Raw genomic sequence first — 18,354 nt, 5'->3', positions numbered from 1 at the left:
CACCAGCTCCGAGGTGCCGGGATGGGCGGAGTGGGCCTTGACGATCACCGGACAGCCGGCGGCCAGCGCCGAGGCGGTGTCGCCGCCGGCCACGCTGAAGGCGAGCGGAAAGTTGGAAGCGCCGAAGACGGCGACGGGGCCGAGTGGAACATGACGCTGGCGCAGGTCGACTCTAGGCATGGGTTCGCGCTCGGGCAGCGCCGGATCGAGGCGCACGTCGAGCCATTCGCCGGCGCGCACCACGGAGGCGAACAGGCGCAGCTGGCCGCAGGTACGGCCGCGCTCGCCCTGGATGCGTGCCTGGGGCAGGCCGGTCTCGGCCATGGCACGCTCGACCAGGGCATCGCCCAGGGCCTCGATCTCGCTGGCCACGGTTTCGAGGAAGGTCGCGCGTTCTTCCAGCGTGGACTCCCGGTAGCTGGCAAAAGCCGTTTCGGCGAGTTCGCAGGCGCGCTCGACCTCGGCGCGGGTGCCGCCCACGTAGGTGGGCTCTAGGGTCTCGCCGGTGGCGGGGTCGACGGCGTTGATGGGCTGGGAACTGCCGCTGACGGCTTCGCGGCCGATCAGCATCTTGCCTTCCAGGGACATAACGAACTCCTTGCTTGCTGTCAGAGCGATTTGACGGCGATGTCGGGGTTATCCACCTCGAAGCGTAGTGGATTGCGTAGCGGGCGGCCGAACTCGGGAAGGTCGATTTCGAAACGGTCGTCATCGCGCGTCTGGACGCCGTCGGCGAAACTCAACGTTGCCGTGCCGAAGAAGTGTACGTGCACGTCGCCGGGCCGCCGGAAACCTGGGTACTTGAAGTGATGGTGTTCCAGATTGGCCAGGCTGTGTGCCATGTTGGCCTCGCCGGTGAGGAAGGGCTTCTCCCACAGCGTCTCTCCATCCCGGACGATGCGGCTTGTCCCTTCCAGATGGTCGGGCAGCTCGCCCACCAGCAACTCCGGGCCGAAGCTGCAGGCACGCAGCTTGGAATGGGCCAGCCACAGGTAGTTGAAGCGCTCGGTCACGTGGTCGGAAAACTCGTTGCCGATGGCATGACCGACACGCCACGGCTGGCCGTCGTCACCGATCACGTAGAGGCCCGCGAGTTCCGGCTCCTCGCCGGCATCCTCGGCGAAATGGGGCACGGGAATCTCGGCCTCGGGCGCGACGACGCAGCTGCCATCGCCCTTGTAGAACCACTCCGGTTGGGCGCCCACCTCGCCCGGGGCTGGCTTGCCGCCCTCGACGCCCAGCTTGAACATGCGCATGGAGTCGGTCAGTTCGGCCTCATCGACCTGGGTCTTGGCGTGCATGGCCGAGCGCGTGTCGGCGCTGCCCAGGTGGGTCAGGCCGGTGCCGGTGACCAGGCAGTGGGCCGGATCGGGATGGGTCAGTGGCGGCAAGAGGCGTTTTTCATCGATCAACTGCTGGTAGTCGAGGTGGGTCTCGGTCAGGGCTGCTTCCACTGCCTGTGCCAGGGACTGCCCAGCGGCGCTGGCCCGGCGGGCCAGCGTGTAGGTGTCGGCGTCGAGCAGGCGGACCTGGTCGATGCGCTCGACCAGGGCGGCATGGATCCGGCCCTGATGCTCGCATTGTATCAATCGCATGGCGGGGTTCCTCGTATTGGGCGTTGTCAGAGTGGCCATATCGTCAGTGGCACTAGGCGTTGTCCGAAAACTGGCTGCGCTCGACCATACGGCGTTAAAAATCGGCTCAAAGTACTCATTTACAGCGCGTAAACTCCGTCTTTTCGCCGATTTTTGCCTTGTCTGGCCTTCGCTCGCCGACTTTTCAGACAACGCCTAGAGCAGCGCCGCCGGCATGCAGAGCGTATCGGGCATGTACGGTAAGGCCGAAAAGCGGAGGCTCGAGTGACCGACCTCGCATGACACCATGCTCTTGAGATGAAAGACTTCAGCAACGAGTCCTGCGTGTTTACCGGATGCGAGCCTGAGCCGCCTCTCTAAGGGTTGCTTTGTGCTAAGGGTTGCTTTGTGGGATTTGTCGTTTATATGTTGAACATATGGCCATCATGTTCAACATAGACTTTGGTCGTGTCTCTCACCGGTGAGACATAATGTCTCGCCGCATGCAACGAAGGACTTGGCAATGCAGCGCATTCACATCGGTCTGGTCGGGGTGGGCAAGATCGTCCGCGATCAGCACCTGCCGGCTCTGGCCGAAAGCCCCGATTTCCATCTGCTGGCGACGGCGGACCCTAACGCCCGATACGACTCGGTGCCCGGTTACGCCGCCTTGGGCGACATGCTCGAGGCGCATCCCGAGCTGGAAGCGGTGGCCATCTGCACGCCGACGCACCTGCGCTACTCGCAGGCGCGTATCGCCCTCGAGCAGGGCAAGAGCGTGCTGTTGGAGAAGCCGCCGGGCGCGACCTTGAGCGAGGTCGAGGATCTGGTCGATCTCGCCGAGAGCCAGGGCGGCACACTGTTCGCGGCCTGGCATTCGCGCTTCGCTCCGGCCGTGGCTCAGGCCCGTGAGTGGCTCGAGGAGAAGCGCATTCGGCGTGTCGAGATCGACTGGCGGGAGGACGTGCGGGTCTGGCACCCCGGCCAGGCGTGGATCTGGGAGCCCGCCGGCATGGGCGTGTTCGACCCCGGCATCAATGCGCTGTCGATCGCCACCGAGATCCTGCCGCGCGCTTTTTTCCTGCGCGATGCGCGGCTCTGGGTGCCCAGCAACTGCCAGGCGCCCATCGCCGCGGCGCTGACCTTTAGCGATACCGAGGGCACGCCGGTCGTGGCCGATTTCGATTTTCGCCAGCCGAGCCCGCCGATCTGGAACATCCACGTCGACACCGAGGCGGGGCGTCTCAGCCTGCTGCAGGGAGGCTGCCGGCTGGAGATAGACGGCCGGTGTCTGCTCGACGCCGAAGAGCGCGAGTATCCGGGGCTTTATGCCAGGTTCGCCGAACTGGTCCGGGAAGGGCGCAGCGAGGTGGACCTGGCGCCTCTGCGGCATGTGGCGGATGCCAGTTTGGCAGCCAGGCGCGAGCCGACGGAGTCCTTCATCGAATGAGTCAGGAGAGTCCTCGCTGTCGCTGGCGGGTCACCAGTTCTCGCAGCATGCTCATGAGCGTCGCAGCTCCTGGAGATGGTCGGCGCCGCCGCAAGCTGACCAGCCCGAACGGCTGCACGCTGAGCCGTTGATGGAAGGGCAGGATGCGAAAGCGTGCCGGGGCGCACAGCAGGTCGGCAACCTGGCGGGTGGTGGCCGTGATCGTGTCCGAGCGATCGATCAGTGCCAGCGCCACCAGGATGTCGGTGGTGTCGACGATCTGCGCCGGGTGCGCTATGCCGTGATAGAGAAACAGCGCGTCGACCCGCTGGCGCATCAGTGCCCCTTGGGGCTGTAGCGCCCACGGGTAGGCGGCCATGGCTTCCAATGTCAGCGGATCGGCTCCCGACAGCGGATGCCCTTCTCGGCACACGAAACAGATTTCCTCCTCGCCGATCTCCTCGAAAACGAACGGGTCGCTGGAGAACCCCTCCGGTATTCGGGTGATGGCGAAATCGAGCTCTCCTTCCAGCAGCCTCGGTACCAGCCGCTTGCTGACGTCGACCTCGACGCTGATCTTGAGCCTGGGGTGGGTGCGGTGCACCCGTTCGATGGCGCTGGCCAGCAGGGTCACCGCGGGCGCCATCACCGTGCCGATGGCTACCTTGCCGGCATTGCCTTCGAACAAGGCGTTGAGTTCTTCACCGGTATTGTGCAGCTCCGAGAGCATGGCCTGAGCATGCCGAACGATCACCTCCCCGTACCAGTTCGGCTCGAGGCCCCGCGAATGGCGGTCGAACAGCTTGATGCCCAGCTGGGCTTCCACGTCTGCCAGCAATTTCGAGGCGGCCGGTTGGCTGATGCCCAGATGCGCGGCCGCACGATGCAGGTTGCGTTGTTCGTCAAGGGCGAGGAAGAGCTGGAGATGCCGCAACTTTAGTCGAGCCTGCAAGAACCAGTCGTCATCCAGGGTGCGCATGGCGCCTCCCCATTGCGGTTATCGATAACGATTCATGTATCAATCAATAGGTCAATGCATATTGGTTGGTTATGGCGTGACTGTCTACTGTAGCGGCTGTATCCGCGACGAACGCGGTGTACCGATAACAACAATGCCAGGATCAAGGAGATCGATCATGCCACTCACGTACGCCTCGATGCGCCGTGCCGGCACGCCACTGCGGCTCAGCGCGGGCGCTGCTGCCATGCTGATGTTCGGTGTGGCCGGCATCCATGGCAACACCGCAACGGCGTCCGACGGCGCGGCCGAGCGAAGCGTCGATCGGTCGGCGTTCGGCCAGTTGCCCGACGGCCGCCAGGTCGACGTGTATCGTCTTGCCAACGCCAATGGCATCGAGATGCGCGTCATCGATTATGGCGGCATCATTCTCTCGCTGAAGACGCCCGATGTTCGGGGTGAGTTCGACGACATCGTGCTGGGCTTCGATTCGCTGGATGCCTATCTCTCCGATGCCTACCGCCAGGCCAACCCTTACTTCGGCGCCCTGATCGGTCGCTACGGCAATCGCATCGCCGGCGGCCGGTTCTCTCTCGATGGGGAGTCCCATTCTCTGGCGACCAACGATGGCGACAATCATCTGCATGGCGGCCAGCAGGGGTTCGACAGAGTGCTTTGGCAGGTCGAGCCGTTCGAGAGCGAGGCAGGGACTGGCCTGGTCCTGCGTTATACCAGCGAGGATGGTGAGGAAGGCTATCCAGGCACCTTGGAAACGCAGGTGACCTATACCCTCACCGATGCCGATGAGCTGATCGTCGATTACCGGGCGACGACCGACAAGGCCACCCCGGTCAATCTCACTCAGCACAGTTACTTCAATCTCGAGGGGGAAGGCAGTGGCAGCATTCTCGATCACCACCTGATGATCGATGCCGACGCCTTCACCCCGGTGGATGAAGGACTGATTCCCACCGGCGAAATCCGCTCTGTCGAAGGCACTCCGTTCGACTTTACCCAGCCGACGCCGATCGGCGAGCGCATCGAGCGGGACGACCAGCAGCTGACGTTCGGCAAGGGCTACGACCACAACTTCGTGCTTGCCAACGGTGGTGCGTCCGTCGACGACCCTGTCTTGGCCGCCAGGGTATGGGAGCCCGATAGTGGGCGCCTGTTGGAAATCGCCACCACGGAGCCGGGCATCCAGTTCTACTCGGGCAATTTCCTCGCCGGCGATCTGACGGGCAAGCGAGGGGAAGCCTACGAGCACCGCTCTGGATTCGCGTTGGAAACTCAACACTTTCCCGATTCGCCCAATCGAGCCGATTTTCCCTCGACGATTCTCGAGCCAGGAGACACCTACCGCTCACGGACGATCTACCGTTTTTCCGCGCAGGAAACCCCGGGCTCATGACCCATTAGCCCGATACCAACAACAACCCCTTCGAGACTTCAGGAGTACGTCATGTCCATGACAAAGACTTTCACGCGAATGGCGCTCAGCGCCAGCTTGGCACTCGGCACCGTCGGTCCGGCACAGGCCGCCGAAGAAGACGTCAAGATTGGTTTCATCGTCAAGAAGCCGGAACAGGCCTGGTTCATCAACGAGCAGGATGCCGCCACCCAGGTTGGCGAAGAACTGGGCTTCAGTGTCGTTCGGCTGGGCGGCGAGGATGGCCAGGAAGTGCTCAGCGCCATCGACAATCTCAACTCTCAGGGAGCCCAGGGCTTCGTCATCTGCCCGCCCGACGTGCGCCTGGGGCCGGCCATCATGAACCGCGCCGAGCAGTACGGGATGAAAGTGGTCACGGTGGACGACCGTTTCGTGGGCGGTGACGGCGAGCCCATGGAAGAGGTGCCGCATCTGGGCATGTCGGGCTACAAGATCGGCCAGCAGGTCGGTGAAGCGCTCGTTGCCGAAATGGATGCACGTGGCTGGGATCCGCAGGAAGTCGCAGCACTGCGCATCACCAACAATGAACTGCCCACCGCCAAGGCGCGCACCGACGGCGCCACCGACGTGCTGCTCGAGTTGGGCTTCCCGGAAGAGAACGTCTTCGATGCGCCGCAGCAGAACACCGATACCAGCAGTGCCTTCTCGGCGGCCTCGCCGGTCCTCTCTCAGCATGAGGAATTCGATCACTGGATCATCTACGCGCTCAACGAAGAGAGCGTGTTGGGCGGCGTGCGCGCCACCGAGCAGTACGGCCTCGAGGCCGAGGACGTGATCGGCGTGGGCATCAACGGTTCTGGTGCCGCCTTCGCTGAGTTCTCGCGCGAAAACCCGACGGGGTTCCACGGTACCGTGGCCGTCAGTTCCACCAAGCATGGCCGCGAGACGGCGGAGAACCTCTATCGCTGGATCACCGAAGGCGAGAAGCCGCCGGCCAATACCGAGACCTCCGGCACCCTGATGACGCGCGAGAACTGGCAGGACGTGCGCGACCAACTGGGGCTGTGACGGTGGCGGTTCACGGTGATCGGGAGAGCGACATGACGGAACCCTATCTGAGATTCGACGGCATCAGCGTGGTCTTTCCCGGCGTGCGGGCGCTCGACAAGGTCAGCTTCGGTGCCCGCGCCGGTCAGGTTCATGCCCTGATGGGCGAGAACGGCGCCGGCAAGTCGACGCTGCTCAAGGTGCTCAGCGGCGTCAACCGTGTCAGTGAAGGCGCCCTGTGGATCGACGGCGAGCGCCATGTGTTCGCCAACGCTCGCCAGGCGCTCGGACAGGGTATCGCCATCATTTATCAGGAGCTGACGCTGGCACCCAACCTGTCGGTGGCCGAGAACCTGCTTCTCGGCCAGTTGCCGGTCAGCCGCGGCTTCATCGACCGGCGGCAGTTGCGTGAGCGGGCGATGCGCATTCTCGAGGAACTCGGTGAGGGGGACATCCACCCCTCGACCAAGGTGCGCGACCTCTCCATCGGCCAGCAACAGATGATCGAGATCGGCCGGGCGCTGCTGCGCGACGCCCGCATCATCGCCTTCGACGAGCCCACCAGCAGCCTCTCGGTGCAGGAGACGCGGCAGCTCGAGCGCATCGTCGCGCGGCTGCGCGACGAGGGCCGCGTGGTGCTCTACGTGACCCATCGCATGGAGGAGGTTTTCGAGATGTGCGATGCGGTCACCGTGTTCCGCGACGGCAAGCACATCCATACCCACGAGAACCTCGATTCGCTGGATCACGACATCCTGGTCAGCGAGATGGTCGGCCGCGACATCGATGACGTCTACGGCTACCGCGAGCGTGAGCCGGGCGAAGTGATGCTCGAGATCGAGGCGCTCGAGGGCAAGGGGTTGCGGGCGCCCGTGAGCTTCGCGGTGAAGCGCGGTGAGGTCTTCGGTCTATTCGGCCTGGTCGGCGCCGGGCGCAGCGAGTTGATGCGGCTGGTGTGCGGCGCCGAAACCGCCAGGGCGGGCGAGGTACGCTTCCAGGGCGTGGCGCGGCGCTTCGCCAGCCCCCGCGAGGCCATTCGCCAGGGCATCGCGATGTGTCCGGAAGATCGTAAATCGCAGGGCATCTTTCCCGTCGCCAGTGTGGCCGACAATCTCAACATCAGCTGCCGGCGCTTCTTCAAGCGCTGGGGCATGTTGCGCAACCCGCGACGCGAGCGTGCCAATGCCGAGGAGTTCATCCGGCAGCTGAGCATCAAGACGCCGGGGCCGCGCACGCCCATCGGCACGCTCTCCGGCGGCAACCAGCAGAAGGTGATCCTGGCGCGCTGGTTGGCCGAGAAGATCGATCTCATCGTGGTCGACGAGCCGACGCGTGGCATCGACGTCGGCGCGCGTCGCGACATCTATACCCTGCTCTACGACCTGGCGGAGCAGGGCAAGAGCGTCGTGGTGATTTCCAGCGACCTGGCCGAGGTGAGCTCCATCTGCGACCGCATCGGCGTGATGCGCGACGGTGCGCTGATCGACATCGTGCCGCGCCAGCAGGCCTCCCAGGAGCGCCTGTTGGGGCTGGCGCTGCCTGCCTGATTCATTTCGACATGAGCCATCCGAGGGATAACAGATGACAACCCACAAACTCGCTGGGGGAGACGGCAGCGTGGCTGCGGTGCCCCCGCGCCGGGGACTCCCGAAACCCCTGCGTACCCTGCTCGACACCTCCGGCCTGATCGCCATCTTCGTGGTTCTGTTCGTGGCGCTGGCCGTTTTCATTCCCGGCTTTCTCACCGGGCGCAACATGGTGGGGCTGCTGCTCTCGGTGACCCTGATCGGCACCATCGCCACCACCATGATGATGGTGCTGGCGCTGGGCGAGGTCGATCTATCGGTGGCGTCCATCGTCGCCTTTGCCGGTGTCGTCGCCGCCGTGGTCACCTCGGCGTCGGGGAGCGTGACGATCGGCGTGCTCGGCGGGGTGCTCGCCGGTGGCGCCGTGGGGGCCTTCAACGGTTTCGTGGTGGCGAAGTTCGGCATCAATTCGTTGATCGCCACGCTCGCCGCCATGGAGTTCGTGCGCGGCCTGGCCTACATCACGTCCGGCGGCGACGCGGTGATGATCACCGTTCCAGCCTTTTTCGATCTTGGCAGCGCGTCCTTTCTCGGCTTGACCTTGCCCGTGTGGACCATGATCGCCTGCTTCGTGATCTTCGGCGTGCTGCTCAACATGACCGCGTTCGGGCGCAACGTGCTGGCCACCGGCGGCAATGCCGAGGCAGCGGCACTGGCCGGGGTCAACGTACGCCGTCTCAAGGTCATCGTCTTCGGCCTGCAGGGTGTGGTGGCCGGCATCGCCGGCGTGCTGCTCGCCTCGCGCATGGGGCTGGGCGATCCCAACACCTCCATGGGGTTGGAGCTGGCGGTGATCTCGGCCTGCGTGCTCGGTGGCGTGGCCCTCTCCGGCGGTGTGGCCACCATCACCGGCGTGCTGGTGGGGGTGCTGATCATGGGCTGCGTGCAGAACGCCATGGGCCTGCTCAACGTTCCCACTTTCTATCAATACCTGGTGCGTGGCGCGATCCTGCTGTTGGCGGTGATGTTCGACCGCTGGAAGCAGACCCGACGCCAGCGTGCATGACCCTTCGGTTTCAGGAGACCTCGTATGACCCACCGCAAGCGTCCCTTGCGCAGCGCTCAGTGGTTCGGTACCGCCGACAAGAATGGCTTCATGTACCGCAGCTGGATGAAGAACCAGGGCATCCCCGACCATGAGTTCGAAGGCAAGCCGATCATCGGCATCTGCAACACCTGGTCGGAACTCACGCCCTGCAATGCGCACTTCCGCAAACTGGCCGAGCACGTCAAGAAGGGCGTGCTCGAAGCGGGGGGGTATCCGGTGGAGTTTCCAGTGTTCTCCAACGGCGAATCGCTGCTGAGGCCCACGGCGATGTTTACCCGCAACCTGGCCAGCATGGACGTGGAGGAGTCGATCCGCGGCAACCCGCTGGATGCGGTGGTGCTGCTGGTGGGCTGCGACAAGACCACGCCGGCGCTGCTGATGGGGGCGGCGAGCTGCGACATTCCCACCATCGTGGTGACCGGCGGGCCGATGCTCAACGGCAAGCACGAGGGCAAGGACATCGGTTCGGGGACCGTGGTCTGGCAGCTCTCCGAGCAGGTCAAGGCGGGCAAGATATCGATTCACGACTTCATGGCCGCCGAGGCCGGCATGTCGCGTTCGGCGGGTACCTGCAACACCATGGGCACGGCCTCGACCATGGCCTGCATGGCCGAGTCGCTGGGCACCTCGCTGCCCCACAATGCGGCAATTCCCGCGGTCGATTCGCGTCGCTACGTACTGGCGCATCTCTCCGGGAATCGCGTCGTCGAGATGGTCGAAGAGGATCTGCGTCTGTCCAAGGTGCTCACCAAGGAGGCTTTCGAGAACGCCATACGCACCAACGCCGCCATCGGCGGGTCGACCAACGCGGTGATTCACCTCAAGGCCATCGCCGGGCGCATGGGTGTCGACCTCGATCTCGACGACTGGAGTCGCGTCGGGCGCGGCACGCCGACCATCGTCGATCTGCAGCCTTCCGGGCGCTTCCTGATGGAAGAGTTCTACTATGCCGGCGGGCTTCCCGCGGTACTGCGCCGGCTTGGCGAGGCCGACCGCCTGCCGCACAAGGGGGCGCTGACGGTCAACGGCAGGACGCTGTGGGACAACGTCAAAGACGCCCCGCTCTACAACGACGAGGTGATCCGCCCGCTGGAAAGGCCGCTGCGCGAGGATGGCGGCATGTGCGTGCTACGCGGCAACCTCGCTCCCAACGGTGCGGTCTTGAAGCCCTCGGCGGCGACCCCCGAGTTGATGATCCACCGCGGCCGGGCGGTGGTGTTCGAGGACTTCGACGACTACAAGGCGCGCATCAACGACCCCGATCTCGACGTCGATGCCAGCAGCGTGCTGGTGATGAAGAACTGCGGGCCGCGCGGCTATCACGGCATGGCCGAGGTCGGCAACATGGGCCTGCCGGCGAAGTTGCTCGAGCAGGGCGTGACCGACATGGTGCGCATCTCGGACGCGCGCATGAGCGGTACCGCCTACGGCACCGTGGTGCTGCACGTGGCTCCCGAGGCCGCCGCCGGGGGGCCGCTCGCCGCGGTATGCAACGGCGACTGGGTCGAGCTCGACTGCGATGCCGGCAAGCTGCACCTGGACATCGACGACGCCGAGCTCGAGGCGCGCCTGGCCGAGAGTGACCCCACTGCCGAATCGCGCCGGATCGCCAGCGACGGCGGCTATCGCCAGCTCTACATCGAGCGGGTGCTGCAGGCCGACGAGGGCTGCGACTTCGACTTCCTACGTGGGTCGCGCGGCGCCGACGTCCCGCGACATTCCCATTGAGCGGCATGGAGCGGGGGCCGGCGATGGTCGATGGCGCCAAGGTCGAATGCGTATGGCAGGGCCGGGCACGGCTGGGCGAAGGTCCGCTGTGGTGTCCCGGACAAGGGAAAGCCGGCCAGCTGCTGTTCGTCGACATTCTGGGGCGAATGCTCCATGTCCATGATCATGCCAGCGGCAGAACCCGCCGCTGGTCGCTCGACGAGGCGTGCTGCTGGCTGGTGCCGCGGGCCGATGGCGACGGTTTCATCGCCGGGCTCGCCTCGCGCCTGGTCCACCTGCGTCTCGCCGAGGACGGGCCGAGCATCGTCGGCGACTGGATGACTCCCGACGAACCGGCGGGCAATCGCTTCAACGATGCGGTGGTGGATGACCGGGGGCGACTGTGGTTCGGCTCGATGAGCGATCTTGGCGAGCCGGGCCGGGGGGCTCTCTATTGCCTCGACGGCGTGGGGCTGCGCCGGCTCGACCGCGGCTACGGTGTCGCCAACGGTCCTGCCGTGAGCCCCGATGGCACGACGCTCTATCACAGCGATACGGCGGCAGGCATCGTCTATGCCTTCGACCTGTCGGCCGAGGGAGAGCTTTCCGGCAAGCGCGAGCATCTGCGCTTTTCCGGCTCCCAGGGCCATCCGGACGGGATGACCTGCGACGTCGAGGGCGGCCTGTGGATCGCCCACTGGGGCGGCGGGCGAGTGAGCCGTTTCCTGCCCGACGGGTCGCTGGACGAGACCTTGATCCTGCCGGCCTCGCGGGTGACGTCCTGCACCTTCGGCGGTCCCGAGCTGGACCAGCTCTTCATTACCACCGCGGCCGACGGCCGCGACCAGGAAGCGCTGGCGGGCAGCCTGTTCCGCGTCGCGCCTGGGTTTCGAGGCCTGGCATCACCGGCATTCGCGGTTCCGCGTAACGTGCCAGCTCAGCGCTAGGCCGGTTCCGGCCAGCTGCCCAGAGTGCCGTTGCCGGGCTCGATGCCCAGCGCCTCGGCCGTTCCCTGCAGTACCTCGCGGGCAGCCAGGAAGGCGTCGCGGGGCCGGCGAGCGCGAATCGCCTCCATCACCTGGCGATGACGCTCGAAGCTGGCCTCGGGGTCGGCGGTACTGTCGTTGGAGGTTTCCACCAGCAAGTGGATCGAGGGTCGCAGGATATGCGAGAGCTGCGCCCAGACGATGTTGTGGCTGGCCTTGAAGATGGCCACGTGGAAGGCGACATCGTGGTCGCTGTAGCGCTGCTTCTCTTCGGCACTCTCGGCATGCAGGTGGCGGTTCATGCCCTCCAGAGCCTCCTCGATGGCCACCAGGTCGAGCGCCTTGGCGTGCCGAGCTGCCGTCATCGCCACGTAGGGTTCGACGTCCAGGCGGAAGGCGAGGATCTCACGCTGGATGCGCGGGTTGGGCGAGGCGTAGCGGGTCATCCACTCGGTCACCGACGGATCGAGGATGTTCCACTCCTCGTAGTCGCGAATCTTGGAGCCATGTCCGGAAATCCGCGCGATGATGCCGACGTCGACCAGCTGTCGCAGGTCGCTTCTCACCGCCGAGCGGTTGATGGCGAACTGCTCGCACAGGTCGATCTCCCTGGGAACGAAATCGCCGGGCTGATAGCGCCCGGAGAAGATGGCTTCGGCGAGGTACTCGACCACGCTGGGACGGGTAGGCTTGACGGGGCGCTTGGGCGGTGTCGCGGTCATGGCGGCTCATGTCGATGATCTGCCCCATAACCTGCCATATGTTCAACATACGAACAATGCGGCCTAGGTCGTAACGTCGCGGCAGCGGGCGGTACATGGCCATTGCTCGGTTGGGACCGGCGCCTGGTGGCGTTAGCTGGACAGGTCGGTCAGCCGCATGGGGTCGGTGGCCTCCAGAATCAGCCCGATGCCCCCCAGGCAGGTCATGTCGCGATCCCAGGGGTGGGTGGCGAGCCGGCTCGCGCCGACCAGCTCGGGAACCAGGGCCTCGTCGATGGCCGCTTCCAATGCCGGTTGCATGGCCGCGTAGCCGCGCACGCCGGAGCCGGTGACCAGTACCAAATCCGGATTGAACAGCGCCAGCACGTTGGCGATGCCGTAGCCCAGGGCTCGCCCCGCCTTGTGGTAGATCTGTCGCGCCACCGGATCGCCTTGCTCGGCAAGACGTACCAGGGCCTGCATCTGCGCCTCCGAAGGATGGGCACTATCGCCCGGTGGCAGTGACAGCAGGGCGTGCGCTTCACGGTAGAGGGCGTAGTCGCTGGCATAGGCTTCGATACAGCCGCGTCGGCCGCAGGCACACAGGGCGCCTCCGGGCTCGAACTTGCTATGGCCGATCTCGGCGGCCGATCCATTGGCACCGAGAAGCGGCCTGCCATCGATCAGCACCGACATGCCGATGCCGTAACCCAGCATGATCACCGCCAGGTTGGGAGTGTCGGCGTAGGCTGGCTGGCGAGCCAGGATGCTGGCGATGCAGTTGGTGTCGTTCTCGAGCATCACCGGACAGCCGAGGCGCTCGGCCAGTGGGCCAGTCAGCGGGGTATTGCGGAAGCGTAGCGCCGGCGACCAGATGAGCATGCCGCTGGCCGGCGATACCACCCCCTGGATGGCTAGGCAGATGCCGTCGAGGCGACGCGGCCCACCCGGCAGAGCCGCGCTCACCGCCTGGATGTGCTCCTCCAGGACGTCGCACAGTGTGTCAGGCGTCAGTGTCGCCGTGGTCAGAGAGTGGGTTTCGGCATGGCGCACCTGGCCGGCGAAATCGCCGGCGACTACCTGGACTTCATTGAGCGACAGCTTGACGCAGACCACGTGGGCTGCCTCGGGCTCGAGGCGAATCAGCGTCTTGGGCCTGCCCCTTCCGCCCTGGCGGTGAGGTTCGGCAGGCAGCTCGCTGACCAGGCCGTGGCGCAGCAACTCGGTGGTGATCGCCGTCACCGTGGCCGAGCTGATGCCGTTTGCCGTACCCAGGTCGATGCGAGCCATGGGGCCCTGATTGCGCAGGGTGTCGACGATGGCGAGCGTGTTGTCTCTCCTGGTGGGATCGGGCACTAGGCTGGTCATGGTGACGTCGCTTCCAGATTATTTTGAGTGCTGAATTATATCAGCGCAAAACCGCTGAGAATTCCAGTCGACGATCGTGTTTTCTGCCAGAAAAGGCGATTCCTGACGAGATGCCAGCATGTGGGCCCCGTCTCCCCATGACTGACATGCGACCAAAGTTGAGTCTGCAGTCATTTATTTTTATGGCTAAAGTAAATCGTGAGTCGGCTCAGCCATGCCTACAACAACAAACGGTGATGCTCATGTCAGACCCTTCCGCCCGCTACCCCAGCCTGGATGCCCGCGTGGTCTTCGTCACTGGCGGCGGTAGCGGCATCGGTGCCGCCCTGGTGCGCGCCTTTCACCGGCAGGGGGCGAGAGTCGCGTTCGTCGACATCGACGATGCGTCCAGCCGCCGCTTATGCCGAGAGCTCGACCAGGAGAGCGGTCGCGCACCACTCTATCGACACTGCGACATCCGCGACATCCCCGCATTGCTGGCGGTGCTGGATGAGGTGCACGAGGCGCTGGGGCCGGTCGGCACCCTGGTCAACAACGCTGCCAACGATGAGCGCCACGACTGGCGCGAACTCAGTGTCGACGACTGGGACGAGCGCATGTCGGTCAATCTGCGCCCCATGTTCTTTGCCATTCAGGCCGTGGCCGAGCGCATGGCGGCGGCCGGTGGCGGCTCGATCATCAACTTCGGCTCGATCAGCGTACAGAACGCCATCGGTAATCTCTCCGCCTACGTCACCGCCAAGGCGGCGGTGCATGGCCTGACCCGCAGCCTGGCCCGCGATCTCGGCACCCGGAACATTCGCGTCAACACCGTGGTGCCCGGCTGCATCCTTACCTCACGTCAGCTCGAACGCTGGATAGGCCCGGAGGACGAGGCGCGAATTCAGGAGCACCAGTGTCTCAAGGTGCGCTTGTTGCCCGAGCACGTGGCGCCCACGGTGCTGTTTTTGGCTGCCGACGACAGCGCCCAGCTGACCGGTGCCGCCATCCCGGTCGACGGAGGGTGGGGCTGATGAGTCAGGAACGCTCTACCGTACTCGAGGCGCGTGGCATCGACCGCGCCTTCGGGGGCAACCAGGTGCTGTTCGGCGTCGACATGGCGTTGCACCCCGGCGAGGTACACGCCTTGCTGGGCGAGAACGGCGCCGGCAAGTCGACCCTGGTCAAGATTCTGGCCGGCTATCTACCGCCCAGCGGCGGGGAAGTGCGCGTCGACGGCGAGCCGAGGCGCTTTCGCGGCAGCGGCGAGGCCGAGGCCGAGGGTATCGTGATGATCCACCAGGAGCTGGCGTTGGCCGAGCAACTGACGGTGGAGGAGAACATCTTCCTGGGCCGCGAACTTCGCCGCGGCCCCTTCCTGGACCGCCGGGCGATGCGCGAGCGTTGCCGCGAGGCTCTGGCCGAGCTGGAAACCCGCGTCGATCCCCGGACCCGAGTCAAGGAACTGTCGACGTCCGACCAGCAGATGGTGGAGATCGCCAAAGCGGTGACTCGCGACGTGCGCGTGCTGATCATGGACGAGCCCACCGCCAGCCTGACCGAGCACGAGGTCGAGGTGCTCTTCGCTCTGGTCGACCGGCTGCGCCAGCGTGGCGTGGCGATTCTCTACATCTCCCACAAGCTGCGTGAAATCGAACGCATCGCCGATCGTGTCACCGTGCTGCGTGACGGCCACCTCATCGATTCCGGGCCCATGGCAGGACGCAGCAAGGAAGAGCTGGCACGACTGATGGTGGGGCGCGAGATCACCGAGATGTATCCCGAGCGCACGCCGGCTACCGATGATGCGCCGCTCGTGATGGAGGCCTACGACATCGTGGTGCCCGGAGCGGTGCGCCGGGCCAGCTTCACCCTGCGTCGCGGTGAGGTGTTGGGCTTCGGTGGCGTGGTGGGAGCGGGGCGCACGGCGCTCATCGAGTCGTTGCTGGGCCTGCGGCCCCGCACCGGCGGCGAGGTGCGTCGCAACGGACGACCCGTGCGCCTGCGCCACCTGCGCGACGCCGTGCGCGAGCGTATCGCCTACCTCACCGAGGATCGCAAGGGCAAGGGGCTGGTGCTCAATATGGGCCTGCGCCCCAACTTCACCCTGCTCAATCTGCGCGCCTACTGTCGGCCGCTGATCGATCGTCGCCGCGAAGAGCAGGCCTTCCAGGAGGCCGTCGAGCGTTTCGACATCCGCCTGCGCACCTCGGTGCGCAGTGCCGGCGAACTCTCCGGCGGCAATCAGCAGAAGCTGCTGCTGGCCAAGGTCATGTCCATCGACCCCGAGATCGTCATCATCAACGAGCCGACCCGGGGTATCGACGTGGGCACCAAGCAGGAAATCTATCGCTTCATCCGCGAGCTTACCGACGCCGGGCGATCGGTGATCCTCATCTCATCGGAGATGCCCGAACTGATCGGCCTGGCACACCGGGTCGCAGTGATGTGTGCCGGCGAGCTGACCGGCATCCTCGAGGGCGAGCAGATCAATGAACAAGAAATCATGCAGTACGCATCCGGCATCAAAGGGGGAGAAGCGGATGAACGACGTCGTGCCTGAGCGCAAAGCGCAACCGTCCAGCGGTGGTGGCTTCTCTCTGGATCTCAAGACCTGGGGGCCGTTCATCGCCCTGCTCGCCCTGGCGTTGCTGGGGGTGCTGATCAATCCCGCCTTTCTGGGGCTGGACAACCTCTCGAACATGCTCACCCGCAGCGCCTTCATCGGCATCATCGCCGTGGGAGCCACCTTCGTCATCACCGCTGGCGGTCTGGACCTCTCGGTGGGTTCCATGGCGGCCTTCATCGCCGGGGTGATGATCATCCTGATGAACGGTCTGGTGGAGCAGTTCGGGCCTGGCCTGACCACGGTGCTGTTGGGCGTCGGTGCCTCGCTGATCCTGGGCGTCGGTGCCGGCTTCATCAACGGCATCGTCACCACCAAGGGCAAGATCGAGGCGTTCATCGTCACCCTGGGCACCATGGGTATCTACCGTTCGCTGGTCACCTACCTGGCCGACGGCGGCACCCTGACCCTGGACTGGGACGTGCGCGACGTCTATCGCCCGGTCTACTACGACAGCCTGCTGGGCGTGCCCATCCCGGTGCTGGTATTTCTGGGAGTGGCGCTCGCCGGCTACGTGCTGCTCAACCACACCCGTTTCGGGCGCTACTGTTTCGCCATCGGCTCCAACGAGAAAGTGGCGGAGTACAGCGCGATCCGAGTCGATCGCATCAAGACCCTGACCTATGTATTGCAGGGTGTCTGCGTCGCCGTGGCGACCATCATCTACGTGCCGCGGCTGGGCTCGGCTTCGGGTGCCACCGGGGTGCTCTGGGAGCTCGAGGCGATCGCCGCGGTGATCATCGGTGGCACCGTGCTCAAGGGCGGCCATGGCCGCATCTGGGGGACGGTGGTGGGCGCCATCATGCTGACCATGATCGGCAACATCCTCAACCTCACCGACGCCATCTCCAACTATCTCAACGGTACGGTGCAGGGGATCATCATCATCGTGGCGGTCTACCTGCAGCGCGCATCGTGGAGGAAGGCGGGACCGTGATCCCGTCAGCACTGGCAGCGACAACAAGCACAAGTACGAGGAGCAAGAGCATGCCACACATCAAGAAGACACTACTCGCCCTGGCCGTCTCGGCGGCCGTCGGCGTGCCGACCGCCGCCACGGCACAGGAGGTCACCATCGGGGTCTCGATTCCCGCGGCGACTCACGGCTGGACTGGCGGTGTCAATTTCCACGCCGAGCAGGCCAAGGAGCGCCTCGAGTCGCTCTATCCCGACATCGAGATCACCATCTCCACCGCCGGCGACCCTGGCGAGCAGGCCAACGACCTCGAGGACCTGGTGTCGCAGCGCGACATCGACGCCCTGGTGGTGCTGCCGTTCGAGTCGGGGCCGCTCACCGACCCGGTGCGGCGGGTCAAGGAGGAAGGCGTCTTCGTCACAGTGGTCGACCGCGGCCTCGACCAGGAGGGTATCGAAGACCTTTACGTGGCCGGCAACAACCACGAGCTGGGGCGCGTCTCCGGCGAGTACATCCGCGAGCGTCTCGATGGCGAAGGCGAGATCGTGGTGCTGCGCGGCATTCCCACGGTCATCGACGACGAGCGGGTGCAGGGCTTCCAGGAGGCCATCGAGGGCAGCGACATCGAGATCCTCGACATGCAGCACGCCAACTGGAACCGCGACGACGGCTTCGAGGTGATGCAGGACTTCCTGGCCCGCTTCGACAACATCGACGCCGTCTGGGCCCAGGACGACGACATCGCTCTGGGGGTGATCGAGGCGGTTCGCCAGGCCGAGCGTGAGGATGAGCTGTTCATCGTCGGCGGCGCCGGCATGAAAGACATCATCGAGCGGGTGATGGAGGGCGACGACCTGGTACCCGTGGACGTGCTCTATCCGCCGGCGATGATTGCCACCGCCATGGATCTCACCGTGCAACACTTCACGTCCAATGGCCCGGTGGTCGGCGAATACATCCTCGGCTCGCCGCTGATCACACCGGAGAACGCCGAAGAGTACTACTACCCCGACTCTCCGTTCTGAACGGCGCGGCGGCA

General features: G+C 65.2%; 16 protein-coding genes. 11 read left to right on the top strand and 5 right to left on the bottom strand.

Annotated elements, in window-relative coordinates; all coding sequences use genetic code 11:
* A partial coding sequence (locus BLP96_RS17365) for an aldehyde dehydrogenase family protein (protein WP_143005132.1) occupies positions 1-588 on the bottom strand: 588 nt, incomplete at its 3' end.
* Between the two features lie 20 nt (positions 589-608).
* Positions 609-1,595 (bottom strand): AraD1 family protein, encoded by a 987-nt coding sequence (gene araD1, locus BLP96_RS17360; protein ID WP_089688690.1) that lies wholly within the window; start codon positions 1,593-1,595, stop codon positions 609-611.
* 502 nt (positions 1,596-2,097) lie between these two features.
* Here araD1 and BLP96_RS17355 point away from each other — a divergent pair.
* Complete coding sequence (locus tag BLP96_RS17355) at positions 2,098-3,024, top strand: Gfo/Idh/MocA family protein (protein ID WP_089688688.1); 927 nt, start codon at positions 2,098-2,100, stop codon at positions 3,022-3,024.
* Between the two features lies 1 nt (position 3,025).
* Here BLP96_RS17355 and BLP96_RS17350 read toward each other — a convergent pair whose 3' ends face one another.
* A complete protein-coding gene (locus BLP96_RS17350; protein WP_089688686.1) occupies positions 3,026-3,982 on the bottom strand; it encodes a LysR family transcriptional regulator in 957 nt (318 codons plus the stop codon).
* A 157-nt stretch (positions 3,983-4,139) separates the two neighbouring features.
* Here BLP96_RS17350 and BLP96_RS17345 point away from each other — a divergent pair, with 157 nt between their 5' ends.
* From BLP96_RS17345 to BLP96_RS17320, 6 genes are read left to right on the top strand one after another with little or no spacing between them, the layout of a single operon-like run.
* On the top strand, positions 4,140-5,372 hold the full coding sequence (locus BLP96_RS17345) for an aldose epimerase family protein (RefSeq protein WP_245682301.1): 1,233 nt from the start codon (positions 4,140-4,142) through the stop codon (positions 5,370-5,372).
* Positions 5,373-5,423: 51 nt separating this feature from the next.
* A complete protein-coding gene (locus BLP96_RS17340; RefSeq protein ID WP_089688685.1) occupies positions 5,424-6,419 on the top strand; it encodes an arabinose ABC transporter substrate-binding protein in 996 nt (331 codons plus the stop codon).
* Between the two features lie 32 nt (positions 6,420-6,451).
* Positions 6,452-7,945, top strand: coding sequence for an L-arabinose ABC transporter ATP-binding protein AraG (gene araG / locus BLP96_RS17335; RefSeq protein WP_089688682.1), 1,494 nt, complete (start codon positions 6,452-6,454; stop codon positions 7,943-7,945).
* Positions 7,946-7,979: 34 nt separating this feature from the next.
* Positions 7,980-8,990 carry an L-arabinose ABC transporter permease AraH gene (gene araH / locus BLP96_RS17330; protein WP_089688679.1) on the top strand — a complete coding sequence of 337 codons (1,011 nt, stop codon included), beginning with the start codon at positions 7,980-7,982 and terminating at the stop codon, positions 8,988-8,990.
* A 24-nt stretch (positions 8,991-9,014) separates the two neighbouring features.
* Complete coding sequence (locus BLP96_RS17325) at positions 9,015-10,760, top strand: IlvD/Edd family dehydratase (protein WP_089688677.1); 1,746 nt, start codon at positions 9,015-9,017, stop codon at positions 10,758-10,760.
* Positions 10,761-10,783: 23 nt separating this feature from the next.
* Complete coding sequence (locus BLP96_RS17320) at positions 10,784-11,686, top strand: SMP-30/gluconolactonase/LRE family protein (protein ID WP_089688675.1); 903 nt, start codon at positions 10,784-10,786, stop codon at positions 11,684-11,686.
* On the opposite strand, the gene BLP96_RS17315 is transcribed toward BLP96_RS17320, so the two are convergent.
* Together BLP96_RS17315 and BLP96_RS17310 are read right to left on the bottom strand one after the other, a co-directional pair.
* A complete protein-coding gene (locus BLP96_RS17315) occupies positions 11,683-12,447 on the bottom strand; it encodes a FadR/GntR family transcriptional regulator (protein WP_089688673.1) in 765 nt (254 codons plus the stop codon). The genes BLP96_RS17320 and BLP96_RS17315 overlap by 4 nt on opposite strands.
* A 132-nt stretch (positions 12,448-12,579) precedes the next feature.
* Complete coding sequence (locus BLP96_RS17310) at positions 12,580-13,794, bottom strand: ROK family transcriptional regulator (RefSeq protein ID WP_089688671.1); 1,215 nt, start codon at positions 13,792-13,794, stop codon at positions 12,580-12,582.
* Positions 13,795-14,036: 242 nt separating this feature from the next.
* Between BLP96_RS17310 and BLP96_RS17305 the strand changes: the two genes are divergently transcribed.
* The 4 genes from BLP96_RS17305 to BLP96_RS17290 are packed head-to-tail and all read left to right on the top strand — an operon-like array spanning position 14,037 to position 18,340.
* Entirely contained in the window at positions 14,037-14,807 is a 771-nt protein-coding gene (locus tag BLP96_RS17305; protein WP_089688702.1) for an SDR family NAD(P)-dependent oxidoreductase, read from the top strand.
* A complete protein-coding gene (locus BLP96_RS17300; protein ID WP_089688669.1) occupies positions 14,807-16,336 on the top strand; it encodes a sugar ABC transporter ATP-binding protein in 1,530 nt (509 codons plus the stop codon). The genes BLP96_RS17305 and BLP96_RS17300 overlap by 1 nt, the downstream gene beginning before the upstream one ends.
* Entirely contained in the window at positions 16,317-17,336 is a 1,020-nt protein-coding gene (locus BLP96_RS17295; RefSeq protein ID WP_089688667.1) for an ABC transporter permease, read from the top strand. Before BLP96_RS17300 ends, BLP96_RS17295 begins: the two co-directional genes overlap by 20 nt.
* Before the next feature lie 50 nt (positions 17,337-17,386).
* Complete coding sequence (locus BLP96_RS17290; RefSeq protein WP_089688665.1) at positions 17,387-18,340, top strand: ABC transporter substrate-binding protein; 954 nt, start codon at positions 17,387-17,389, stop codon at positions 18,338-18,340.
* Positions 18,341-18,354 lie beyond the last annotated feature (14 nt).

Source organism: Billgrantia gudaonensis (genome assembly GCF_900100195.1).
Taxonomy (GTDB): Bacteria; Pseudomonadota; Gammaproteobacteria; order Pseudomonadales; family Halomonadaceae; genus Halomonas; species Halomonas gudaonensis.
The sequence above is the reverse complement of the archived record's forward strand: the minus strand, read 5'-3'. Positions and strand labels throughout refer to the sequence as shown.